The sequence below is a fragment of the Bacillus sp. PAMC28748 genome (assembly GCF_014250415.1).
Lineage (GTDB): Bacteria > Bacillota > Bacilli > Bacillales > Bacillaceae > Bacillus > Bacillus licheniformis.
On sequence record NZ_CP060192.1, the window covers coordinates 3,428,564 to 3,452,821 of the forward strand.

General features: G+C 45.7%; 24 protein-coding genes. 9 read left to right on the plus strand and 15 right to left on the minus strand.

Annotation, left to right across the window (positions count from 1 at the left end; all coding sequences use genetic code 11):
• Positions 1–2: 2 nt before the first annotated feature.
• The 5 genes from sucA to H7F26_RS17565 form a co-directional block, all read right to left on the minus strand.
• Positions 3–2,837, minus strand: coding sequence for a 2-oxoglutarate dehydrogenase E1 component (gene sucA, locus H7F26_RS17545; protein WP_003182695.1), 2,835 nt, complete (start codon positions 2,835–2,837; stop codon positions 3–5).
• A 385-nt stretch (positions 2,838–3,222) separates the two neighbouring features.
• A complete protein-coding gene (locus H7F26_RS17550) occupies positions 3,223–5,136 on the minus strand; it encodes a nitric oxide reductase activation protein NorD (RefSeq protein WP_003182698.1) in 1,914 nt (637 codons plus the stop codon).
• Positions 5,137–5,145: 9 nt separating this feature from the next.
• Complete coding sequence (locus H7F26_RS17555) at positions 5,146–6,036, minus strand: ATP-binding protein (protein ID WP_003182700.1); 891 nt, start codon at positions 6,034–6,036, stop codon at positions 5,146–5,148.
• A gap of 94 nt (positions 6,037–6,130) precedes the next feature.
• A complete protein-coding gene (locus H7F26_RS17560; RefSeq protein WP_369878887.1) occupies positions 6,131–6,691 on the minus strand; it encodes a superoxide dismutase family protein in 561 nt (186 codons plus the stop codon).
• Between the two features lie 142 nt (positions 6,692–6,833).
• Positions 6,834–8,141, minus strand: coding sequence for a C40 family peptidase (locus H7F26_RS17565; RefSeq protein ID WP_003182704.1), 1,308 nt, complete (start codon positions 8,139–8,141; stop codon positions 6,834–6,836).
• Positions 8,142–9,272: 1,131 nt separating this feature from the next.
• On the opposite strand from H7F26_RS17565, the gene H7F26_RS17570 reads away from it, so the two are divergent.
• Entirely contained in the window at positions 9,273–10,631 is a 1,359-nt protein-coding gene (locus tag H7F26_RS17570; RefSeq protein WP_017474778.1) for an MATE family efflux transporter, read from the plus strand.
• 43 nt (positions 10,632–10,674) lie between these two features.
• On the opposite strand, the gene bshB2 is transcribed toward H7F26_RS17570, so the two are convergent.
• The 4 genes from bshB2 to rarD all read right to left on the minus strand — a co-directional run bounded on the left by bshB2 (position 10,675) and on the right by rarD (position 12,992).
• Positions 10,675–11,340, minus strand: coding sequence for a bacillithiol biosynthesis deacetylase BshB2 (bshB2, locus tag H7F26_RS17575; protein ID WP_003182711.1), 666 nt, complete (start codon positions 11,338–11,340; stop codon positions 10,675–10,677).
• A 17-nt stretch (positions 11,341–11,357) separates the two neighbouring features.
• Positions 11,358–11,708 (minus strand): YojF family protein, encoded by a 351-nt coding sequence (locus tag H7F26_RS17580; RefSeq protein ID WP_003182712.1) that lies wholly within the window; start codon positions 11,706–11,708, stop codon positions 11,358–11,360.
• A gap of 1 nt (position 11,709) precedes the next feature.
• The gene (locus tag H7F26_RS17585) at positions 11,710–11,985 is read right to left on the minus strand and encodes a hypothetical protein (RefSeq protein ID WP_003182714.1); all 276 of its coding nucleotides are present in this window, start codon (positions 11,983–11,985) and stop codon (positions 11,710–11,712) included.
• 74 nt (positions 11,986–12,059) lie between these two features.
• Positions 12,060–12,992, minus strand: a complete 933-nt coding sequence (gene rarD, locus H7F26_RS17590; protein WP_011198052.1) for an EamA family transporter RarD — start codon at positions 12,990–12,992, stop codon at positions 12,060–12,062.
• A gap of 82 nt (positions 12,993–13,074) precedes the next feature.
• Here rarD and H7F26_RS17595 point away from each other — a divergent pair, with 82 nt between their 5' ends.
• Entirely contained in the window at positions 13,075–13,527 is a 453-nt protein-coding gene (locus H7F26_RS17595; protein ID WP_003182718.1) for a germination protein GerT, read from the plus strand.
• Between the two features lie 228 nt (positions 13,528–13,755).
• Positions 13,756–14,454, plus strand: coding sequence for an expansin ExlX (locus H7F26_RS17600; protein WP_003182719.1), 699 nt, complete (start codon positions 13,756–13,758; stop codon positions 14,452–14,454).
• 111 nt (positions 14,455–14,565) lie between these two features.
• Here the strand turns inward: H7F26_RS17600 and H7F26_RS17605 are convergent, their stop codons facing one another.
• The 3 genes from H7F26_RS17605 to H7F26_RS17615 all read right to left on the minus strand — a co-directional run bounded on the left by H7F26_RS17605 (position 14,566) and on the right by H7F26_RS17615 (position 15,983).
• Positions 14,566–14,844, minus strand: coding sequence for a hypothetical protein (locus tag H7F26_RS17605; RefSeq protein ID WP_003182720.1), 279 nt, complete (start codon positions 14,842–14,844; stop codon positions 14,566–14,568).
• Between the two features lie 72 nt (positions 14,845–14,916).
• A complete protein-coding gene (locus H7F26_RS17610; RefSeq protein WP_100225866.1) occupies positions 14,917–15,657 on the minus strand; it encodes an SDR family oxidoreductase in 741 nt (246 codons plus the stop codon).
• A gap of 5 nt (positions 15,658–15,662) precedes the next feature.
• Positions 15,663–15,983 (minus strand): transcriptional regulator YodB, encoded by a 321-nt coding sequence (locus H7F26_RS17615; protein WP_003182724.1) that lies wholly within the window; start codon positions 15,981–15,983, stop codon positions 15,663–15,665.
• A 134-nt stretch (positions 15,984–16,117) separates the two neighbouring features.
• Between H7F26_RS17615 and H7F26_RS17620 the strand changes: the two genes are divergently transcribed.
• On the plus strand, positions 16,118–16,738 hold the full coding sequence (locus H7F26_RS17620) for a nitroreductase family protein (protein WP_017474777.1): 621 nt from the start codon (positions 16,118–16,120) through the stop codon (positions 16,736–16,738).
• 44 nt (positions 16,739–16,782) lie between these two features.
• Here the strand turns inward: H7F26_RS17620 and H7F26_RS17625 are convergent, their stop codons facing one another.
• Positions 16,783–17,388 (minus strand): alpha/beta hydrolase, encoded by a 606-nt coding sequence (locus tag H7F26_RS17625; RefSeq protein WP_009328057.1) that lies wholly within the window; start codon positions 17,386–17,388, stop codon positions 16,783–16,785.
• Positions 17,389–17,752: 364 nt separating this feature from the next.
• Here H7F26_RS17625 and H7F26_RS17630 point away from each other — a divergent pair, with 364 nt between their 5' ends.
• The 3 genes from H7F26_RS17630 to H7F26_RS17640 all read left to right on the plus strand — a co-directional run bounded on the left by H7F26_RS17630 (position 17,753) and on the right by H7F26_RS17640 (position 20,711).
• On the plus strand, positions 17,753–17,956 hold the full coding sequence (locus tag H7F26_RS17630) for a DUF3311 domain-containing protein (protein ID WP_003182729.1): 204 nt from the start codon (positions 17,753–17,755) through the stop codon (positions 17,954–17,956).
• Positions 17,956–19,437, plus strand: a complete 1,482-nt coding sequence (locus tag H7F26_RS17635) for a sodium:solute symporter family protein (protein ID WP_003182732.1) — start codon at positions 17,956–17,958, stop codon at positions 19,435–19,437. Before H7F26_RS17630 ends, H7F26_RS17635 begins: the two co-directional genes overlap by 1 nt.
• A gap of 111 nt (positions 19,438–19,548) precedes the next feature.
• Positions 19,549–20,711, plus strand: a protein-coding gene (locus H7F26_RS17640) for an IS3 family transposase (protein ID WP_085959889.1) whose coding sequence is annotated in 2 segments (ribosomal slippage) — positions 19,549–19,825 and positions 19,825–20,711 — 1,164 coding nt in all. Because the reading frame shifts where the segments join, the coding sequence is not laid out codon by codon here.
• A gap of 58 nt (positions 20,712–20,769) precedes the next feature.
• Here the strand turns inward: H7F26_RS17640 and H7F26_RS17645 are convergent.
• Entirely contained in the window at positions 20,770–22,167 is a 1,398-nt protein-coding gene (locus H7F26_RS17645) for a S41 family peptidase (RefSeq protein ID WP_003182733.1), read from the minus strand.
• 159 nt (positions 22,168–22,326) lie between these two features.
• Here H7F26_RS17645 and H7F26_RS17650 point away from each other — a divergent pair, with 159 nt between their 5' ends.
• Positions 22,327–23,037: a class I SAM-dependent methyltransferase gene (locus H7F26_RS17650; RefSeq protein WP_003182736.1), complete on the plus strand. Its 711-nt coding sequence runs from the start codon at positions 22,327–22,329 to the stop codon at positions 23,035–23,037.
• Positions 23,038–23,131: 94 nt separating this feature from the next.
• Positions 23,132–23,386 carry a hypothetical protein gene (locus tag H7F26_RS17655; RefSeq protein ID WP_003182737.1) on the plus strand — a complete coding sequence of 85 codons (255 nt, stop codon included), beginning with the start codon at positions 23,132–23,134 and terminating at the stop codon, positions 23,384–23,386.
• A gap of 35 nt (positions 23,387–23,421) precedes the next feature.
• On the opposite strand, the gene H7F26_RS17660 is transcribed toward H7F26_RS17655, so the two are convergent.
• Complete coding sequence (locus tag H7F26_RS17660) at positions 23,422–24,243, minus strand: M15 family metallopeptidase (RefSeq protein WP_003182740.1); 822 nt, start codon at positions 24,241–24,243, stop codon at positions 23,422–23,424.
• Positions 24,244–24,258 lie beyond the last annotated feature (15 nt).

Below are 24,258 nucleotides of genomic sequence, written 5' to 3' on the forward strand. Positions count from 1 at the left end.
CCTTAATTTTTGCGAGTCAAGCTATCAGATACAATGCGTTCCTGTTCCTTTTTATGAACCGTCGGATCCCCTTCTGCCGGACTTGAACGTCTTCTTCTGCCAATATAGCGGACCTTCACGTCCTTTGGAGCTACCTCTCTTAAATAAGGCTCGATATAGTTCCATGCGCCCATATTTTGCGGTTCTTCCTGTACCCAGACGATCTCCTCCAAATTCGGAAGTTTGCTGAAGATCGCTTTAATATGCTTTGCAGGGAAAGGATACAGCTCTTCAACCCGTGCAATGTGCAGCCAATCCTTTTCACCTTCCATTTTATTGAAATGGTCGCTGATGTCAATCGAAACTTTGCCGCTTGAAAGGACGAGGCGCGTCACTTTGTCATATTGATGGGAAAGTCCTGACATTTCATAGACCGGCTTAAAGCTGCTGTTACTGAGCTCCTGCACTTCTGACACGGTATTCGGATTTCTCAGCAGGCTTTTCGGCGTCATGATGATCAGCGGGCGGATCTCCTCGCGAAGGAGCATCTTCGCCTGCCTTCTTAAAATATGAAAGTATTGGGCAGCGCTCGTCAGGTTGGCGACAGTCCAGTTGTTTTCCGCCGCCAATTGAAGGAATCGCTCTGTTCTTCCGCTTGAATGCTCAGGCCCCTGCCCTTCATAGCCGTGCGGCAAGAGAACAACCAGCCCTGATTTTTGACCCCACTTCGCTCTTCCTGCAGAAATGAACTGGTCAAAGTAAACTTGCGCCGCATTTGCAAAATCTCCAAACTGCGCTTCCCAGATCACCATCGTTTCCGGCGAAGACACGTTATAGCCGTATTCGAAGCCGAGGACGGACCCTTCAGAAAGCGGGCTGTTGTGAACCGCAAATGACGCTTTCGTATCGGCAAGGTGATGCAGCGCGATGAATTCGTCCCCTGTCTTGCTGTCGTGAAGGACAAGGTTGCGGTGTGCGAATGTGCCGCGTTCTGAATCCTGCCCGGTCAGCCTTAGCGGCGTACCGTCTTTCAAAATCGACGCAAACGCCATCGCCTCTGCAAGCGACCAGTCGACTTTTCGGTCATCTTCGAAAGCTTTGGCGCGCCTTTCAAGGATTCGTTTTAGCTTATCGAAAACGTTGAAGTTTTCCGGCCATGAAACAAGCTCCTGATTGATTTTGCGCAAAGTTTCAAAATCAACCGATGTGTCAACATCAGGAAAACCGTTGGAGACCGGCTCTGGAAGTACGATTTCATGCGTCATGTCTTCCTTTTTGGCCGGCACTTTGCGATAGGCTTCTTCTAAACGCTTCTGGACAGCGTCCTTGATTTTGCCGACGGTTTCTTTATCGACGATCCCTTTATGAATCAGCTTTTCAGCAAAGATGTTTTTGACGGTCGGATGCTTTCTGACCGCATCATACAGCATCGGCTGCGTTGCGGACGGCTCATCCATTTCATTGTGGCCAAAACGGCGGTAGCCGATCAGATCGATCAAAAAGTCTTTGTTGAAAGTCATGCGGTATTCAACAGCGAGCTGAACCGCTGAAAGACATGCTTCGGGATCATCAGCATTGACGTGGACGATCGGAATTTCAAAACCTTTCGCAAGGTCGCTTGCATATTTCGTCGATCTTGACTCATTGCTTTCCGTCGTAAAGCCGATCATGTTATTGGCGATAATGTGAATCGCTCCGCCCACTTGATACCCTTTAAGCTGGCTTAAATTCAGCGTTTCCGCGACAATGCCTTCCCCTGGGAATGCCGCATCGCCGTGAATCAGAATCGCCATCGATTTTTTGACGTCTTGAACCGGATAGCCGCTCTCCGTTCTCGTTTCCTGGGCGGCTCTTGTCGATCCCTCAACGATCGGATCGATGAACTCAAGGTGGCTCGGATTGTTCGCGAGCGCAATGCGCGCCGTTTTCGTATGCTCATCCTGAATCTGGCGGTTGGCGCCGAGGTGGTATTTTACGTCGCCCGTCCAGCCGTAATTGATCCCGGTCGAACCTTCCGACGGAACGAGATCTTTGTTCGGCGCATGCTGGAATTCAGAAAAAATGATTTCATAAGGTTTTCCGAGCACATGCGCAAGAACATTCAGGCGGCCCCTGTGCGCCATTCCGATATTGACGTTTGTCGTACCTGCCGAAACGGACTTGGCGATAATATCATCCAGCATGGGCACAAGCGCATCAAGTCCTTCTATTGAAAAGCGTTTTTGCCCGACAAAGGTTTTGTGGAGAAACTGTTCAAGGCTTTCCACTTCTGTAAGCCTTCTTAAAACTTCTACCAGTTTTTCTTTCGATTTCGGGGTGAATAATTCCCCGGATTCGATCTTTTTCATCAGCCAGTTGCGCTCTTCAAAAATGTGCACATGGTCAAATTCAAAAGAAATCGATTTTTTGTATGTGTTTCTTAAGTACTGGATGGCTTCTAAACCGTTCGTTACTTCTTTAGGGGCATCTTTGCATATGACAGACGCCGGGATTTTTTTCACATCCTGCTCAGTTAACCCGTACTCAGCAAGAGGAAAAAGCTCCTGTTTCTCTTGTGTTTTTCTCAGTGGATTGACGGAAGCGTTTAAATGGCCATAGGTTCTAATATCTTCTGCAAGTTTTACCGCTGATGCGATTTTTTGAATAGATCCAGCCGTGAAATCTGCCTCTTCGTTTTTTTGAGAGGCGGCCCTAATATCGCCCGGGGGAGCTCCAAGTTCGTCAAACATCTCTTTTAAATCAGCATCCAAGCTTTCTGGATCCTTGACGTACTGATCGTAAAGCTCCAGCACATAGCCGAGGTTCGGACCGTGAAATTCTTCCCAAGTCATTCTTTGTTTCATACTATTTTGAAACATTTGAACATTACCCCCAACCTAATAATCAAGTGAATGATTCACTATCTTAATATATCTTCTGAACCTTGCGCCCAGAAATATGTAATAAAAACGCTTCCACGTACATTTTACCACTGTTTCTCATTTGTTTCTACACAGATTGTTCAAATAAAATTAAAAAATCGTCTTGAAAAATAAAAAAATTTATAATTTCGAACTTTCAGATCCCTTTCTTTCAGGACCTGATCTTTATTTATTCACATATTTCCCCTGGCCGTCTATTTTTTAACATCCGGATGTGCTCCTTAAAAAATTAAGTTGATAAAAATAATAAAAATTTCGTTATTTCACTGTGTTTTCACGATAAAAAACAGATGGCCGCGAGTATTGCTGCCATCTGTCATATCTATCCTATACTTTTGTTCAACAGCTTTTTTAAAAGCGGGTACAGAACATCGGGAAGCTGATCGACGTCTGGGACAAAAAGGCTGTACTTTCCGTACATGTCCTGTATCGTCTTCATTTGCGATTCTTCAATTTCGCTGTTTGATAAAAATACATTGATGACTTCGATATTTCGTTTCCGCGCTTCCATCACCGCTTCATGTGTATCGACGATCCCGTTTTGCTCATAATCGAATGCGGCCGGCTCTCCATCTGAAAAGACGATCAGGAACTTCTGAGCTTCGCTTCTTTGAACAAGCATCTTCGTCATCTGTCTGATCGCATATCCGTCCCGGTTGTCTTCCTCCGGTTCAAGCTGCATAATGTGCGGTCCGGCTCCTGCTTTTAAGGAATCCGCAAAAGAAACGACCGTATGAAAGTAGTTGGGCTGGCTCGTCTCTGTCGCATCGTTTGTATCTTCCCAAAAACCGACGATTTGATGAGGGACAGCAACTGATTTAAGCGCTTCATGAAACAGCACAATGCCCCGTTTCGTCTCCGCCATTTTGTCATGCATGCTTGCCGAACAGTCGACGAGCAATGTGAAAACGGCGTCGATTTCTGTTGACGGCTCCTGCTTTTTATAGAACAGGCGCGGATTGCGCTCTGTAAAGTAACGGAGCAGTTTATTGTTCAATCTGCCTGCATGCAAATCGGTTCTCGGGAGTGTTTTTTTATGCTCAAGCGTTTTTTGAATCATCTGTTTGAGCCGTTTTTGATATGATTCGATTGTTTTGGCTTGAGCCTGGTAGTCTAATATATCTTCATTCGAAGGTTTTTCCGGCGGCTTCATCACCGAAAAGGCATAGCGGTTTTCTTTACCGGCTTGGGCTGTTCCGGCGTTCGGTTCATCTTGAACAGATTCAAGCGATTCAAGTTTTGAGTAGTCTTTCCTTTTCGTCTGCTTCGCCGTTCCTTGAACAGACCCGAGCGCTTGGTCGCCGTCTTCTCCTTCTCTTAAAGCGCCGCCGGAAATATCGGATTTTGCGCCGTGCTCCAAATCAAACTGGAGAAAGCTTTTGGCCGGAGCTTCCGTTTCTCTGTGCCAAGTCGGCATTTCTTCTTCATGAACTTCCTCGTCACCCGCACTTTTCTCTTCCAGCGTCAGATCCTCGCTCAGCTTCGGTTTTGCTTTTAAATCTTGAAAGAGCGCTTCTTCGTCAACTTGTTCGTAGTCAAGTTCCGGAAAAAAGAAGTACGTATTCAGCATATCTTTTTCGAGCACTTCTTCAAAACCTTCCATTAACCCGTTTACAAACGAAACGATGTCAGCAGTTGAACGCGCTTCGAATACGCGGGCGAGCTCGGCTTCTATAAACCCCTTCATCGGATCGACCGATTCATGGATAGCCGGTATCTCTTCAAGCGGCGACTCCGCGGTCAGCTTAAGATATACAGCGCAAAACAAAGCATCTGTAAAAATGCTCCGCTCCAGATTCAGCGTCAGCTGTGTCGCAAAGTGTTTGCGGTACATCGATTTCCGGTTTGAAAATACCTGCTTTGTACCGGGGCGCTCCCTCTTGATGGACTCTTCAATTCTGATATCCTCAAAAAGCATAAACAACTGTTTTGCCAAACTCTTAAACTGATATTTCCGAGCCGAGTCCAGCATGCGGGAAAAGTCTTTCATCGAGCTGTAGCGGGAGCCGATTGACCGCAAGTATACATCGCTCTTCAAGCCGTCTACCATATCGCGGTGGTTCCTGTCTTTCCAAAAGTGGCTCATGTAGATCTTTTTCTCAAAAGGATTGTAATAAGACTGAACCCCGTACTCCACTTCAACCTGATCGCTTTTCGCGAGCGTTTTCGCCAGATCTGTCAGCTCCATAAATAGCAAAGAGTCAATCTTGCTGTCATTGAATTTAATAAACTTCATAAAAAACCCTCATTCGAACAAAGTTTGGGCAATATTTCGGACCGCCGCTTTTTCGCGTTCATCATCAAGCTTTTCAACGATGCCCCGTTCGATCGCTCGCAGCGGCGGAATATACGTCGACAGATCGCAAGTATCGAGAAGCGCTCTGATGGAAGCAGCCTCTTCAGATACCTGTCCGTTGTGGGCTTGCGTCATTAAATCCGATGACAGGGTGACAAACCGGTCCAGCAGCTTCTGATTTTTTAGTTCGGATTGTGTTTCAAGCACCCGTTTCAGCAGGTCGCCTTTAATGTATGGCACGTCGATGATCACAAACCGGTTTTTCAGCGCTTCGTTCAATGGGACTGTTCCGACATACCCTTCGTTTATTGCTGCAATTACGCCGAATCCCTCTTTCGCTTTGACGACTTCCCCTGTAAACGGATTGGTCATCATTTTCCGGTAATCCAGCACCCCGTTTAAGATCGGCAGCGTTTCCGGTTTCGCCATGTTGATTTCGTCAATATATAGGAAATGGCCGTTGTTCATTGCTTTTGTCACGGGACCTTCGACAAATTCAATAGAGGCGTTCCCGCCGGTGTTTTCAATCGTTTTGTAACCGACAAGCGCCTCTGCATCAAGGTCCACAGAACAGTTGACACTGTGCATAGGTTTTTGAAAATAAGCGGAGAGCGTTTCGGCAAGTTTTGTTTTTCCGGAACCTGTCGGACCTTTTAACAAAACGTTTTTTCCGAGTGACAACGCGATCATCGCGTCATAGAGAATGGCGCTGTCTTCCGCTTCATAGCCGGGCGTCCCAATCAATGATTGGTATTCCGCGTCAACAGGTTTAGCGGCAGACTGAATCAGCCGCTCTTTTATCTTTTCAGGCAGCTCTAGTTCGTGCAGATCATATTTCATGTGTTGTAAAATTCCTTTCTAAAAGCGTCTTCTATATTTAAGTATACTAGAAAAGACGCGCTGCCCTCAATATAAACGGCTTCCAGGCGCCGATTCACTTTTTTCCGCTGTTCGTCAGCGCTCCGCAAACCATCCGGGCTCCGGAGTTACCTGATGGATTTGTCAAATCGTCATCCTGATGCTCGTGAATAATAAAAGCACTTCCGTCATGATCCAGCAGACTGAACCTGCTTTTCTGATCGAGGGTGACTGCCGGCGCATTGACGATGACGTCGACTTTGCCGTCTGCTCCGACTTCAATATTCGGCAAATCACCGGCATGCGGCCCTTTTGGATTGTTAAAGCCGTGCTCCTTTTGATCAGGATTGAAATGAGCACCCGCACTTTCAAAATCAGGCTTTTTGCAAACGCCCGTTTCATGAATATGAAAAGCAAGCATGCCCGGCGGCAGATCATGGGCGCTCACTCTAATATCAAGGCCTTCTGCAGCAGATTCATACACTTCTATAAAACCGGTCTCCGTCCCGTCGCGTTTGATCAGCGGTACTTTTAATGGCTGTGTCATCGTTTCAAAAGTTTCTTTATGTTCCTGTTCGGCATTTTTTTGCTCGATTTCTTTTTGCTGTGTGCATGCAGCTGCCAAACAAACGGACATACATGCGAGCAATATGTAATGTAATGTTCTCAAACAGCTTCCCCCTTCGCTTTTCTTTTCAGTTTAGACAATGAAGAGGGGCATTAAACCTGTCCTTCCCATCCTGAAACCACGCAAAAAAAAGCCATATAAAATGGCTTTTTTAAAATGAATACCGTTTTGCGCCGAGATAGCGCTGCTTCCAGTAGGAATTGTTCATGTCGCTCACGGTGACGCCGGAATCGTTGGCATTGATAAACTTGTTGTTTCCTAAATAAATGCCGACGTGTGAAGGGCCCGCTTTATATGTTGAGAAGAAAACAAAATCACCTCTTGAAGGCTGGCTGACTGGCGACATGATGTTCCAGTATCCTGCTGCGCTCAGCCTTGAGACAGATGTAACTTTGTTCAACGTGTAATAGATGAATCCGCTGCAGTCAAAACCGGAAGGATTGTTGCCTCCCCATCTGTAAGGCACGCCGATATGCTTTTCTGCCTCTGCAATCATCCGCTCGACTTTTGCGCTTGTCGAAGTGCCGGTTGAAACTGAAGAGTTCGGCGAGCTGGAAGATGGGCTGCCAGATGACCCTGAAGACGATGCACCAGAAATTTTAAGCTTCTGGCCGACTTGCAATACATCTGTTTTTAATTGATTAGCCTCTCTGATGCTCTGTACCGTTACCTTCATCGAATTCGCGATTTTCCACAGAGAATCGCCCGGTTTAACCGTGTAAGTGGTCGTTTTTGAACTGCTGCCTGTGTTCGTTTTACTTGATGAAGAGCTTGAAGACGAACCAGAAGATGGTTTGCTTCCGCTGGAAACTGTTCCTTTCACTTTAAGGACCTGGTTCGGGTAGATCGTGTCCGACTTCAAGTTGTTCAGCGTTTTAATTTCGGCGACTGTCATATTCAAACTATTGGCAATTTTCCATAAAGAGTCGCCCAATTTGACTTTGTATGTGCTGCTTGAACTGCTTGCACTTTGTGAGCCAGATGATGAGCCGGATGATTTGGAGCTTGATCCAGAGCTGGAACCGGCGCTTTTTGCGCTTCCTTTAATAACCAGCTTTTGTCCCGGATAAATCATATCGCTGCTCAGCCCGTTTAAGTTTTTAATCTCTTGTACGGTCGTTTTGTAGTCTCTGGCAATCAGCCACAAGGAATCTCCCAATTTCACCGTGTAAGTGGACTTGGCAGCGCTTGAACTTGAGCTGGAACTTGCGGATTTTGTCTGTGAGCTGCTTTTCGACTTGCCGTCCGGAACTTTTAAAGTTTGTCCGACATAAATAACCGTCGATGAAAGATTGTTGGCTGATTGAAGTGCCGAAACACTCGTATTGTACTCAGCTGAAAGCTTCCACAGTGAGTCTCCGCTTTTCACCTTGATGGTTTGGGCTTCGACCGGTGACGCCGCCAATGAAGTTCCAACTACCGCAGAGGCCGCCAAACCTGCTGCTATCTTCTTCTTCATAACCTCTTAACCTCCCGTTTCATTTTCGTTCTCTCTATGTATGCCATTACATTTGCCATTGCTTAAGACTTTATCCAGCCGATCAGGCGGGTGATCTGATCACCATATGTATGCCTTTGGCCGAAATCCCCCTTTTATACTCTTAAGCAAAAAATGCAATTCACGATTTGTATCGGTCTATTTTATATTTTTTTAATAGCTTTTTTGTTTTTTTACAAATTTCTCATTAAAAATACAGACTGATAGACATATTGACAAAAATCAACACTTTTTTCTGTGTACTCGAGGTGCCGGATGCTTTTTTGCAAAGGTTTTGAGTTTCAAGTTTTCGGAAATACGATGATCAGTTGTTTTAAAATCAGAGGTTCATGGTGAAAACAGCGAGAAGGGAGTTGACCAGATATGCTGCATGTGCCGAAACAGCCAGAATAGACGCCATAACATGCGGATTTCCGTGCCGTTTTACTGCCGATTTCTCTTTCTCTCGGATCAAACGGAAACAGGTAGGCAAGCCAGCGTTCATGTTGAGGGTGTGAAAACTGCGTGTTCATATTCTTTATTTTTCCGGAAATCGCCGATCTATCCTCATCTATTGCCTAATCGAAAAGCAAAGATCAGGATCATTTATACAATTCTACATTTCAGCACAAATTCCTCCACGAAACCATAAATTGACTATATCATACATTTTTTTTGCCAACATCCGGAATTGGGAGTATCTTTTTTTTAGATCGAACGGCGTTTTACTATTTCACCTATAGATTCTTATTTCCTATCTTAATATAACGATATACAGAAACATAAAACTTAATGCTCACTCATTTATATATATTAATAGATCTAATATACTATCAAAACATGTAAAAAAGGGTTCTGTTTTATCACCGCAGCTTTCATGCATGTTTCCTCCTTTTATGGCGCATTTTAAGATATGGAGGTGAATCTTCTTGGCCATTCAAAAAATATGTCAATATTTATGTACGTGTTTAGGGATCCTTTCTCTTTCCTTTATTTATGTGCAAATGTTTAAAAAAACAAAACAGACGAAAAAAGATTGAACAGACATTTATTGCATTTTATACATAACGTGTTATAATTTCTCTCGTTATCCAAAAGAAACGGGGAACTGATATGAGGGAAACAAAGGATTTGCGGGAGAAAGCAAGACAGTTTTTAACGATTTTAATTCCGATTTTGATTACGCAAGCGGGACTGTCGCTCATTACGGTTCTCGACACGGTGATGTCAGGCAAAGTCAGCGCCGCCGACCTCGCCGGCGTCGCAATCGGCTCGAGTTTATGGACCCCCGTTTATACTGGGCTTGCCGGCATTTTGACGGCTGTAACACCTATGGTCGCCCAGCTGATGGGTGCCAAGCGGCAAAAGGATGTCCCTTATACTGTTATTCAATCGATCTATGTGGCCGGAATCATCAGCCTTGCCGTCATCGTTTCCGGATATTTTCTGATTGATCCGGTGCTGGAGAATCTCGATCTTGAACGGAAGGTAGCTGTCATCGCAAAGCAATATTTAATCTGCATCGGGCTAGGCATATTGCCGCTGTTTGTTTACAATGTGATGCGCTGCTTTATTGATTCACTCGGGAAAACGCGGGTGACGATGCTGATTACGCTTTGTTCTTTGCCCATTAATTTTGTCTTGAACTATTTGTTTATTTTCGGGAACTTCGGGTTTCCAAAGCTTGGAGGAGCAGGAGCCGGTTTGGCTTCCGCTATCACATATTGGTGCATTTGTCTGATCTCTTTATACATCGTTCATAAAAAGACGCCGTTTCACCAGTTTAGGATTTTTGGAACATTCTATTCATTTTCTTTTGCTGAAAGTATGAAACTTCTGAAGATCGGCATCCCGATCGGTTTCGCCATCTTCTTTGAGACGAGTATATTCGCAGCTGTCACCTTGCTGATGAGCCACTTTGACACGGTCACGATCGCTTCCCATCAGGCGGCAATGAATTTTGCTTCGCTTCTTTACATGCTTCCATTGAGCGTATCGATGACGCTGACGATTGTCGTCGGCTTTGAAGCCGGGGCCAAACGGTTTAAAGACTCGAGGGCCTACAGCTATCTCGGCATTTCAATAGCGGTCGGTTTTTCATTATTCACCGCACTCATCATACTACTGTTCAGAGAGCAGATCGCCGGTTTGTACGCGGCTGACCGGGATGTCCTGCTTCTGACCAAGGACTTCTTGCTGTATGCGTTGTTTTTTCAGCTGTCAGATGCCATTGCCGCGCCGATTCAAGGAGCGCTCAGAGGATATAAAGATGTCAACTACACGCTTGTCACAGCTCTCGTCTCATATTGGACTATCGGGCTTCCGGTCGGTTTTGTAATCGGAACGTATACTTCATTCGGAGCTTTCGGATACTGGATCGGGCTGATCACGGGGCTAGCGGCCGGTGCAGTCGGGCTGTTCTTCAGGCTCAAACGCATTCAAAACCGCTATATTCACACTCAAAGCATGTAAAAAAGGTGCCGGGCTCAAATGCCCGACACCTTTTTTGATCATGTTAATCATTCCATTGATAGGTCCAAAATGCTTCTTTTTCAAACCATGTCTCAACAACCGGCTCGCCATTGGCGAGTTTTTTCTCTATTTCTTTCAAAAGGCCGCCTGTTTGGGATTTATGCGCTTTTAAAGCGTTCATTTTAATATCCGCGACTTCTTTGATATCAAGAACGACGTCAGGCTTGCCAAGAACCTCTTCCCTGTGGTGAGTGATAGCCATGCATAAGACGCGCGGCCGGTCCTCTTTCTTTTTCCGCGATAATGCCCTGATGACCGCGGCACCGCATGCATCATGGTCAGGATGAACGCCGTGTCCGGGGTAAAACGTCACAACAAGGCTCGGGTTTACATCATCGATGACAGCCTCAATTTGATCGGCCAGTTTTTCTTCATCCTCGAATTCGAGCGTTTTGTCGCGGTATCCGAGCATGCGCAAATCCTGTACATCCATTTCCCTGCAGGCGTCGATCAGCTCTTGCTTTCTGAGCAGCGGAAGGGTTTCCCTGTTGGCAAAAAGCGGGTCTCCCATATTTCTTCCCATCTCGCCCAGCGTCAGGCAAGCGTATGTTACAGGAATGTCTTCTTTTCGGTTTAAGGCGATCAAGCCGGCGACTCCGAAAGATTCATCATCAGGATGGGGCAGGATCACGAGTAAATGTTTTTTCATCTTATAACACCTTCTTTTTAGACTGCAAATGGCTTTTTGCTGATTTGAAGCGAAATGGCGAGTTTGCCGCCCGGCAAATAGCCGGCAAGAAGCAACCTTCCTTCATCGTCAACCGTATAATCCGTCAGGCCTTCGGCGTAGATCCAGCCGTCTTCGGTTTTCAAACCGGCGCGAAATGGTCCCTCGCCCGTGATTTTGGCCCGGGAGCAGGCTACCTTCGCGTTTCTGATATATGCCACCACGGTCATGTTCTGCTCATCTTTATGCGCGGAATACGATCCGGTTGTCGTTTCCAAATGAATGTAAACAGGCTGATTTAAAAATGTTTCCAAAGAAGCCTGCACATCTTCTTTTTTTATTGCTTTCATGTTACTCCCTGCTTTCTTCGTTTGTTAATAACTCCAATCGTTCCGTATGACATTCAATCAGCTTGAGCTTCATTTCTGATTCCAATTGTGAATTCACGATGCGCCGGATTGATTGATAGTATTTTTCGTGCTTCGTCTTTCTGAGCCTTGGATGGGTGCCGAGGTCGTTCAGCTCATCATCAACCGCCTGATGAAGCGCCTCCCTGCCTTCCCCCTCCATCGTCCGGTTTTTCCAAAGGGTTTTATATGCCTGGAAAAGCTCCAGTTCATCTGCCATGACGGAACAACCTCCGAATTGCTTCAATAATGTTTAATTATACATAATCGGTGTTTCTTGAAAAGAAAGAGGGCTTACGGATGAAAGGATTTTTTTCTTTTTAAAAATACCTTCTCCGGTCTCTTCCATTGAAATTGCGAAAGTGTAAACAATATCAGCGCCGCCCATATGCAGGAAAACGTAAAGACCTTGCTGCTGTTGAACGGTTCATGGTAGACGAAAACGCCTAAACATAATGTAATGGTCGGAGCGATATATTGCAAAATGCCGACTTGATAGAGCGGCAGTTTCTTTGCACCTTCCGCAAATAAAAGCAGCGGAATCGCGGTCAGCACCCCCGCCAGAAACAGCAGCACCATCATGCCGATGCTCCCTGAGGCTGCCTGAGCCTTCTCCGGATGGCTGAAGAACAGCAGGTAGATCGCTGCAACCGGAGCGATCATCATCGTTTCCAAAGTAAGTCCTATGGCACTTGAGAGCGATGTGCGCTTTTTCGCCAGTCCGTAGAGCCCGAAGCTGAATGCGAGCATCAGGGCGATGTACGGCACGGACCCGTACTGAAAAGCTGAAATAAGCACGCCGAGGGCAGCGAGAAGAACTGCCGCTCCCTGCATCCGCGTTAGCTTTTCCTTTAAAAAGACAATTCCGAGAACGATCGATACGAGCGGATTGATGTAGTAGCCCAGGCTCGCTTCAAGAATATAGCCGTTGCTGACGGCCCATATGTAGACATACCAATTGATCGAAATCAGAACGGACGACAAAATGAGCGGAACAAATTCCTTTCGGTTTCCCGAAAGCGAGCGAAATGCTTTGACTCCGTTTTTCCACTGCCGCAAAACGAGAAGCACCCCGCACATAAAAACAAATGACCAGATAATCCGGTGCGCCAGAATATCGAGCGCGGCCGTCTGATCGAGCACTTTCCAATATAAAGGAAGGAGCCCCCACAGCAAATAAGAAAGCGCTGTGTAAATGATTCCTTTCGTTTGAGATGAATGATTCATGTCTGTTTCTTTCCTTTCTTCTTCATCACTTTCCGCACTTTTTTGCATATACTGTACCGTCTATGTGAAAGGAAGTGTGATCGTGTTTGATTGGCAACGCTTTTTTCCATTTCAGCAGTTTTCCAAGGACGGATTAAAAAACGCTGACCCGAAAGATGTGGAGCAATATATCCACCACATGATGAAAAGCGTTTTCGGACCGGGGTATGCAGTTCAATTTCCTTTTCGTGACCCTCTCTCAAAAGAAACATCGGCGGCAGATGAATCTGATCCGATTGATATTTTTGAAACGACAAGCCATGTATTTGTTAAAATACCGCTCACCAAAGAACAGCTTAACCTTCTGAAAATTAAACATACTTCACAAACCCTGATCATAGAAAACTACCCTGAAAAAGGGCGGCAGGAAAAAGTCGTTCTCCCCTCTCTAGTGCGCAGAAAGGGTACGAAAGCAATATTTAAAGACGGCATTTTGGAAGTGATGTTCTTAAAAAATGAGGACTTTAACCTGTCTGAAATCGACATCACGTTTTGAAAACGGCCAGCTTGAAAAAGCAGGCTGTTTTTTTTCTTCCTGTATCATCTTAACACTACTCCTCAAGGATGATCATCTCATTTGCCTGACATTCGGCCGCGCCTTTAAATTTTGACAGTGTTAGTCATTATTCCTTAAAAAGTCTCTGTAACTATTTCCTCTTTCGGCTGTTGTCGATTTGTCCTTATAATGATAATGGTTCTCAATTTATAAAACAGGAGGATGTATATGAAAAAGAAAATCAGCATATTGATCACAGCAATGTTTTTGACAATCCTTTGTTTTTCGCCTCAAGCTTCCGCTGCGTACAACTCACTGCATACGGGCTATGCCACTTATACGGGGTCGGGCTACTCCGGCGGCGCATTGCTTTTGGACCCTATTCCGTCCAATATGAAGATCACCGCTTTAAATCCGACAGATATGAATTACCGCGGTGTGAAAGCTGCTCTTGCCGGCGCCTATCTGCGGGTTGAAGGGCCGAAAGGAAAAACGACCGTCTATGTTACCGATCTGTATCCTGAAGGAGCGCCGGGAGCCCTTGACCTTTCACCGAACGCTTTTCGCGAGATCGGCGATATGAAAGACGGCAAAATCGACATTAAATGGCGTATAGTCAAAGCGCCGATTACCGGCAATTTCACTTACCGGATCAAAGAAGGCAGCAGCCAATGGTGGGCGGCGATCCAAGTCAGAAACCACAAATATCCCGTCATGAAAATGGAATATTACAAAGACGGAAAGTGGATCAACATGGAGAAAACGGATTACAACCATTTCGTCAGCACCAATCTCGGGACAAGTCCGCTTAAAGTCAGGATCACAGATATCCGAGGAAAAGTCGTCAAAGACACGATAAAAAAGCTTCCGGAAAACGGGACGTCAAGCGCATATACCGTACCGGGAAAAGTACAGTTCCCTGACTGATCGATCCGGAAAGAATGAGACGGCGGCCAAAGGCGAAAAGATTCGCAGGCTTTGGCCGCCGCTTCATATTGACATCCGGCATTTAGACGCCAGCAACAATTGGCTTATTGATCAATAGCCCGGTCCTGCTCCTCTGTATGGAGCTGCGCCCGGAACACCTCCGTACGGAAAAGCCCCAGGAGCTGCCCCGTAGCCGTAATAAGGCGCGCCGCCGTAAGGTCCCGGGTATGGCGGCGGGTAAGCGTAAGGTCTTGGGTAGTTAAAAATCGCGCTTCCGAGAAATCCGCCCAGCAATCCGCCGACAAGCGGCGCTCCAAAACCCCAGAATAACGGGAATCTGGCCGGGTATCCGGCAGGACCTGATCTCGAATAAAGCATATGAGGGTTCATTGGCTTTTATCCTCCTTTATGTCTGCCTATAGTAAAGGTATTCATAAAGTCGGGAAACGTTTGGGCTATTCTTCATAAATCATTTTTTTTTGTCATTCCGCCGTCCACCGTTATGTTTGTACCGGTGACGAAGCGATTGTCCGGATCGGTCAAATAAAAGCATGCTTTGACGATATCCTGTGGGCGGCCGACCCTGTTTGACAAATGCTGCGCGTGGTCAATAGGCCGCAGGGCAGTATAATCACCGGTTTCAATCCAGCCCGGGGAAATGCTGTTGACCACGATTGAATCTTTGCTTAAAGACGCGGCCAATGCGTGAGTCAAAGCTATTAAGCCCCCTTTTGACGCGGCATAGGCTTCTGAGTCCGGTTCGGACATAAATGCCCTTGTCGAAGCGATATTGACGATGGCACCGCCTGTTTTCGCCTCTTTCATTCTTTTGGCCGCTTCTCTTGCGCAAAGAAACGCGCCTTTCAAATTCGTATTCAGGACGCCGTCCCATTCTTCAGCCGTCAAGTCGTAAGGGGACTTCCAAACTGATCGGCCCGCATTATTGATGAGCGCCGATATCGAACGGCCGTTTCGGGAAGCTTCCTGCATCAGCCGTTTCACGTCTTCTTCAGAAGCTACATCACAAGGTGCAAATTGGACCCGCGCACCGGAAGCGGTCAGCTCTTTTTCAAGCTGTTCACCCTCTTCCTTCAATACGTCGGCGAATACGACGATAAAACCTTTTTGAGCATAGGCGGCCACGAGGTCTCTTCCAATGCCTTTTGCCCCGCCTGTAATGACGACAGTTTCTTTACTGTTCAATCCGGTCAGCTCCCTTCCGGATCACAATGGCTTTCGGCCCAGGTTTGTATCTCCTTGAGGACAGGCTCCAGCGCCGTTCCCTTGTCTGTCAATTGATAGATCACTTTTACCGGCGTTTCCGGGAGCACTTGACGCTCGACTATTTTGCAGTGTTCGAGCTCTTTTAAACGTTCAGCCAGCATTTTCTGGCTGATCATCGGTATCATTTCAGTCAAGTCTTTAAATCGTTTAGGTCCATCCAATAATACATGGATGATCAGTCCATTCCATCGTTTGCCGAGTAAAGAAAAGGCGGCTTCCATTCTAGGACACATTGTAAACCCCAATTCTCTCACCCCTCCATATCCAGTTGACAAATATAATGTGTGCCATTAAAATACTCATTAAAGTTACAAAAAGTAAGTTTCTAACTTTTTATCTAACTCTATCATAACACGTTTAGCCCAAAGGAGGAAGTCACATGTCTTCACAAGAAAACACCGCTCTCAACATTCTGGAAGAGCGTACTTCGATTAAAGAATATGACACAAGCGTTTCGATTTCCAAAGAGGAGCTGACAAAGCTGCTGAGCATCACCACAAAGGCTCCGTCAGCCTGGAATCTGCAGCACTGGCATTTTACAGTCTTTCACAGCCAGGAATCAAAAGATAGGCTCCTTCCGATCGCGTTCAACCAAAAGCAAGTCAGTCAGGCCTCTGCGGTCGTAGCGGTGCTCGGGGACTTACAAGCGAATCTGAACGGTGAAGCCGTATACGGCCCTCTGGCAGAAGCAGGCTATATGACTAAAGAAATCAAAAACACGCTGCTCGGACAAATCAACGGCGCTTATCAAAACAGCGGATTTGCAAGAGACGCCGCGTTTACAAACGCATCTCTAGCAGCCATGCAGCTGATGATCGCAGCCAAAGCAATGGGCTATGACACATGCGCAATGGGCGGCTTTGACAAGGAAGCATTTGTGAAAGAATTCAACATCGATGAACGCTATGTACCGGTTATGCTGATTTCGGTCGGAAAGCCGGTCAAACCTGCGCACAAAAGCAATCGTTTCGATGTGTCTGACGTATCTACATGGCTGTAAACATGTTAAAAACCTTAGTCCCAAAAAAGGACTAAGGTTTATTTTTATGCTTTTATATGCTTTTCATACCAGATTTTCGCCTTTTCAATTTCGCCGTGTGTCAGCTGATGGCCTCCGCCTTCCCAGTGAAGGAGCACTTTGGCGCCGGCGTTTGTGAAATAGCCGGCAAGCTCGCTTGATTCCTGCGGCGGACAGAGCGGATCTGTTTTGCCGGCCCCGATAAACACGGGCAGACCTGTCATATCAGGGAGCTTGCGATTTCTAAACGGAACCATCGGATGATGCAAAATCGCCCCTTTCAGTACATGTTCATGACGGAACAGCAGACTTCCCGCGATATTGGCGCCGTTTGAATAGCCGATTGCGACCACCCGGCTTCTGTCAAAGTGAAGTTCCTTGGCTGCTTCATCTAGAAACGTTTTTAATTCATCCGTCCGTTCGATCAAATCTTTTTCGTCAAACACCCCTTCTCTCAGCCGCCTGAAAAAACGGGGCATTCCGTTTTCCAGCACATTTCCCCTGACCCCGAGCAAATTTGCATCGGGATCAATCATCTTGCCGATCGGCAGAAGATCGTGTTCGTTTCCCCCTGTTCCATGCAATAACAACAGGGTGAGATCAGAGTCCCCTTTTTCATATATATAATTCATTTCCTTTCACTCCTTTTCCATTTTGGAAGTATGCCTTCAATTGGCCTGCAATCATTTCGGAAAGCTTCAATTCACCGAAAGAGACTCTCCAACTGTTCATCAATCAAAGAGCCCTGTTCACTGTCTCTTTCCCATACATTACTTTGGAGCCTCCTGCAATATGGTGCACCCCTTCTGTTTCCATCATCATCTTTTTATCTTGAATTCGAGATATTAATTATTGTAAAGTTATGTTTTCGAATATGCAAGACAGAACTATTGTTTAAATAATTTAAAAAATCACTTTTTTCTAATAATTATCTTGTGATTAAATCTGACAACTGCTATGATTATGAACATCAAAATGGCTTAAGGAGGAAAAAAGGTGAATCAACAGCTTTTCAAATGGGTTCTGTTCATCATCCCTTTTATCGGACAGCTTGCCTTGCTGCCGTTTGTAAACCGGATCGATCCGATCGTTTTCGGACTTCCGTTTTTTCATTTTTGGCTGGTGCTGTGGATTGTGCTGACACCGCTGATCACATTTGCGATTTACAGATTTGAGAAAAGAAACGGAGGTTATGAGTGATGCAGGGAAATCTAACAGCGCTCCTCATTACCGCCGGCATCATTTTGGCCGTAGTTTGTATCGGATTTATCGCCGGCAGCAATAAACAGTCGCGGAAATCGGTTGAAGAATGGTCGGTCGGCGGAAGGCGGTTCGGCGGGCTGCTCGTCTGGTTTCTCGTCGGCGCCGACTTGTATACAGCCTACACGTTTTTAGGATTGACAAGCACCGCTTTTACAAGCGGAAGCGTTGCTTTTTTCGCGATCCCTTATTCGGTTTTGGCCTATTTTATCGCGTACTTTTTTCTGCCGAAGATTTGGAAGGTGGCGAAAGTACATCAGCTGACGACGCTGGCCGATTACGCAAGGGAACGTTTCAGCAGCAAGCTGCTGTCTTCGCTTGTTGCCATTGTCGGCGTCTTGATGCTGATCCCGTATATCTGCCTGCAGCTCAGCGGAATCCAGGATACGCTTCAAGTCGCGGGTACAGGGTTTATTAACGTCAATGCCGTCGTGATCATATCATTCATCCTTGTCGCGCTCTATACGTTTTTCAGCGGCATCAAAGGTCCTACATATACCGCCATTATTAAAGATATTTTAGTTTGGGTGATGATGCTGTTTATGGTCGTTTCGTTGCCGCTCATCCATTTTAACGGCTGGACGCCGATGATTGACAAGCTTGCAAATGAAGCGCCGCATATGCTGACGATCCCTTCTGACGGACCGCGCGGGATCGCCTGGTTCATCACGGCATCGATCGTTTCCGCGTTTGCCCTGTTCATGTGGGCCCATGCGGCGACAGGCGTCTTCACGGCGAACAGCGCGGATGCGCTCAGAAAAAACAGCATGTTTCTGCCGCTGTACAATATCGTATTGATCTTAGTCATTTTCTTAGGCTTTATCGCATTTCTCGTACTTCCCGATGACATTAATCCGAGATTTGCCTTGCTGTATTTAATCCAAAGTTCCTACGGCGGCGTCACGCAAGGATTCGCCTATTCAACAATTGCCCTGGCAAGTCTGATCCCGTGTTCGATCATGGCGATCGGGGCGTCTAATCTATTCGCCAACAATTTATACCGCGATTTGATCAATCCCCGCGTTTCGGGGCAAAAACTGACGATCATTACGCGCTCAATGGTATTTGTCGTCATCGGCCTGGCCCTTTTATTTGGAATGCTGTTCCCCGCAGCGCTTGTCACGCTTCAGCTTCTCGGCGTTTCAGGCATGGTGCAGATATTCCCGGCCATCGTCATCAGCCTGTTCTGGAAAAACCAGACGAAGGAAGCGACGATCATCGGTCTTCTCATCGGCCTTGCCGTTACATTTACCGTTTATTTGACAGGGGCCACTTTCGGCATTTACGAAGGATTCTGGGGCCTTGCAGCCAACCTTTTGACTGTTGTCTTGTTGAATCCGTTTTTTGTGAAAAATGTAAAACACAATTCTGTGATCAACTATTTGTTTCATACTAAGAAGAATGTGCAAAAAAGCGCCTGATCACCAAAAAACCCTTGTGCTCCGTGTGGAGAGACCCAAATAAATGAGACAAGGAAAAAACACCCCCTGAATCGTATTAATACAATATGATTCTTAGGAGGGTGTTTTTCTATGGGCACAAGAGTACATTACGCAGAAGAAGTAAAATGGGAAGTAATTAAAATGAAACAAGCTGGAATGACAAACAAAGAAATAATGGAACAACTGGGGATAAAAAATAAGACTCAAATTAAAACATGGATGCGATGGTACAAAACAGGCCAAACCTATCGATTTTCGCAACAAGTTGGAAAACAATATTCCTACGGTAAAGAATCGGAGGAAATGAGTGAGCTAGAAGAATTAAAACTAAAGAATAAACAGCTAGAGGCTCAATTGGCAATTATAAAAAAGTACCAGGAGATCGAAAGGAGTTGGAGCCACGAGTCATTGTCCAAGTTGTAGAAGAACTCTCAGCCACTTTTAAAATAATTGATATTCTTGGAGTATTAGGCATACCTAAGTCAACATATTACCGTTGGAAAAAGAAGTATAAAAAAGTTGAGCTAACTTCATTAGAAGAGCTAGTAATCAAGCTGTGTAAGAAAAACTTCTATCACTATGGTCATCGTAAAATTAAATCCATCTTAAACAGAAAGTATGGGATAAATGTAAACCGCAAAACTGTACAAAAAATTATGCAAAAGTTTGAGATTCAGTGTCAAGTTAAGAAGAAGCGACAAAAGTACATTTGTGGTGAGAGTAATATTATTGTGCCGAACACTCTCAATCGTAATTTTAAAGCAAGCCGATTAAATGAAAAATGGGTAACCGACATTACCTACTTACCTTATGGCTCGACTATGTTATATTTATCAACGATTATGGACTTATATAACAACGAAATAGTGGCTTACAAAATAGGTACGAGCCAAGATATTAACCTAGTATTAGACACATTGAGGGAAGCTGTAGAATTACGTAAACCAGTAGGGTTACTTCTTCATAGCGACCAGGGATCTGTCTATACTTCACATGCATATCAGAATTTGGCCAAAGAAAAAGGCATTACCACAAGCATGTCTCGAAAAGGAAACTGCCATGATAATGCCGTCATTGAATCCTTTCACTCCTCGCTAAAGTCGGAAGGATTTAACGCTCAAAGTAGAGCATCTATATCCAATTCTAAAGTAGTACAAATTGTAAATCAATACATGTATCGATATAATCATGTACGAATTCAGGCAAAATTAAACTACCTGTCCCCACTGGAATACAGGGGACAGGCAGCATAGGTGTTTTTTCTAAGTCTCATTTTAACGGGTCAGTTCAGTGTGAGCGCAAGGGTTTCTTTTATTTCTCTTTTTTTAAGATCTCAATCGCTTTATCCAACTGCGTATCATTGTCGGAAAGCTTATCCTGCAGCTTGCTTGTCAGGCTGATTGTCGTCTCGCCCGTTAGGATGCCTGTCGTTTTCAGCTTTTGGTCTTTTTGAAAAGCCTTAACGGCAGCTTCCGTCTGTGCGTCGAAAGCTCCAGTCGCATTCAGCTTATAGCCGAGCGCTTGAAGCATTTGCTGGGCGGCTTTCACTTCGTCTCCGGTGCTGCCTGCCTTATACTCTTTTTTGGAATCCAGGTACGGCAGTTTGGCATAGCTTGGGAGCTCCGCTTTATATTGAGGTTTGATTCCTTTTTCGTGAATCCAGTCCCCATTCGGCGTCAGCCACTTGGCAATCGTCAGCTTGACGGTCGATCCGTCGGAGAAGCTCTCCGCATTTTGAACCGTCCCTTTCCCAAACGTATTTTCACCGACGATCGGGATGCCTGAAGACTGGTGAAGTGCTGCGGCCATGATCTCAGCGGCGCTTGCCGTTCCTCCGTTGACGAGAACAACGGTCGGCTTGTTCACTTTTCGCTCCTTCTCAGCTTTGTACACTTCTTTTTTTCCGTTTTTGGATTCAACCTGCATGATGGTTTTGCCTTTATCGACAAACATGTTGCTCATCATAATCGCTTGGTCCATCAGCCCGCCTGGATTTCCTCTAAGATCCAGCACGAATCGTTCCGCACCTTTTTCAGACAAGTCATCAATGGCTTTTGTCAGTTCTTTTGCGGTATTTTCAGAGAAAGACGTAATTTGGATTTCACCGATATTGCCGTCGATCATTTTGGAATAAACCGTTTCGATCGGAATCGTATCGCGCTTAATCGTAACATCGATTTGGCCGACGCCTTCCCTGTTGAGAACAAGTTTGACATTCGTGCCTTTTTTGCCGCGGATCATCGCTGTCGCTTCGTTGACGGTCTTGCCTTTTACGCTTTTGCCGTCCACTTTCTGAATTTCATCATGCGGCTTTAAGCCGGCTTTTTCTGCGGGAGATCCTTTAATAGGCGCGACGATTAGAATTTGTCCATTTTTTTCTTCTACTTGGGCGCCGATTCCTTCAAAAGAAGATGTAATGCTTTCTTCAAAGCTTTTAGCTTCTTTCTTATCCATGTATGTAGAATATGGATCATCCAAAGCTCCAAGCATCCCTTTAATCGCGCCGTCAGTCAGGTTTTCATCGTCTGCATTTTGATAATAGTCGCTCTTGATTTTGTCGTACGCCGCCATCAGCTTTTCGAATTTCTCGGAATCTGAAGCGGAATATACTGAACCGCCGCTGCCTTTGCCCACCAGATAAAGCGTCAGTGCGGAGGCGGCGACGGCCGTAATCAATACAGCCAAAAAGAGTTTCAACTGCTGTTTCAAACGAACACCACCTTTTCTTCTTACCATATTATCATGGACGAATCTTTATTCGTCAACTCGAATCACTTAAATACCGATTTTTCCGGGATGCTGGCATTCGATCGTTTTCAACCATTATTCCGCTTTTGCATATGCATACAAAAAAGGAGGGATCTCAATTTGAGCGATTATTTAGACATGCTCGCCAGCTTCGGCGTCTCATCCGCTCATCCCGGCGGGATGTCCCTGTCAAAGGCAGTGCTCGCCAAAGCCGGCATCGACCCTGAGCAGCCGATTCTTGATGCAGGCTGCGGAACCGGCCAGACCGCCGCTTATTTGGGTCAGCTTCTGTTTCCTGTCACTGCCCTTGATGCCGACCCGGTCATGATCGATAAAGCCCGACAGCGTTTTAAAAAAGAACAGCTTTCCATTCCGGCTGTCCGCTCTCCACTTGAGGAAATGCCGTTTCAGTCTGAAAGCTTTGCCTGTGTATTAACTGAATCTGTGCTGAGCTTCACAAATATCCGGTCTGCTTTACAGGAAATCCGGCGGATTTTAAAACCCGGAGGGATGCTGGTCGCGATCGAAGTCTGCCTTAAGGAAGGAAACGCACTGACAGACGAAGCAAAAAAAGAAATCACGGAATTTTACGGATTCACCGCATTATATGACGAGGATGAGTGGGTCAATGTCCTTCGAGAAGAAGGATTTTCAAAGATTGACATCATTCCTGTCGTATTGGAAGATGCAGGAGACCCGGATGACGCCGTTGAAATGGATCTGTCGCCTGCAATTTCCGACAAAGACTATGAAACGATGGAAAAACACCTGCATTACCTGGAAAAATACCGGGACTCTCTCGATCATATTATTTTTATATCACATCTATAAATCATCATTTGTCCTCCTTCTTTCGTCCAACCTTTTCTATTAAATCCGTCATAAGCTGACTAGGAATAGATTAGATGATGGAAGGAGCATTCAAGTGGACCGATATTATAGGTTTTGCCACCAAAATATTGGCAGAGTTGCGAGAATCACCGACAAAGGAGGCCGCGTCCATGTCGGAAGAATCGTCCGTGTTTCACCAAGCAAAGTATATATTGCCCCGATGATCAGACGGGGAGGCCGCGGGTTCGCCTACGGATATTACGGCGGCTGGTGGGGTTGGGGCCCTGTATACGGACTTGGCCTCGGTCTAATTGCCGGTGTGGCTCTTGCAGGCTTGTTTTTTTGGTAATATGAAAAGGCCGATTGATATCGGCCCTTTCATTTTTATATCTTTTTCACCTGTTTAAAATACTCTTCAAGCGTCAAGTCGTGTTCTTGGATGGCTTTAGCCGCTTTTTTTCCTACATAGCGCAGGTGCCAAGGTTCATACTTATATTTCGTGATGTCTTCTTTATTTTTCGGATAGCGGATGATATAGCCGTATTTGTAGGCGTTCTTCTCGACCCATTGTCCGTCTTTCGTATTGCCGAATTCCTCTGATAAGGCGAAGCCGTTGCTTTTGCTGGAAATATCCATCGCAAGTCCTGTCTGATGCTCGCTTTGGCCCGGATATGCCACAGCTTCTTTCGCCTTTTCTTCTCCCTTTTGGCTGACTTCGTTGTTATAGATCGCTTTTTGTCTGTCATAGGATCTGTAGCCGGACACTGCAACGAGTTCATAGCCTTCTTTCTTAGCGGCGCTGAACATCTCTTCAAGCGCTTTGGCGGCTTCTTTTCTGATATAACGCTTGTCGATATCCTCGGTAAAAGAAAACGCGACATCAGGCACTGTCAGGTCGCTCGGTGCATAGTTGCCGGGAAGCGCGTATTCTTTATTTACAAGCGCCATTATGTTTTCCGGATTTTGAATCGTCGGCAGCCCGTCTACATCTTTTATTTGATTAAAGTACTTGCTCTCGAGTATGAAGTCCTGATCTTCCAGGCTGCTGTCTGACTTTTGGTCTTTTGCATCCTTGCTTGCATTTGCAGTATTCTGTGTTTTAGCCGTGTCATTTTGCTTCTGTTCGGTCATGGTACATCCTGTGCCAAGCAGGACCGCTGCACTCAGCAATGAAGCAATCGTCACGTATTTGTACTTTCCGTTCATTCGAATCCATCCTTT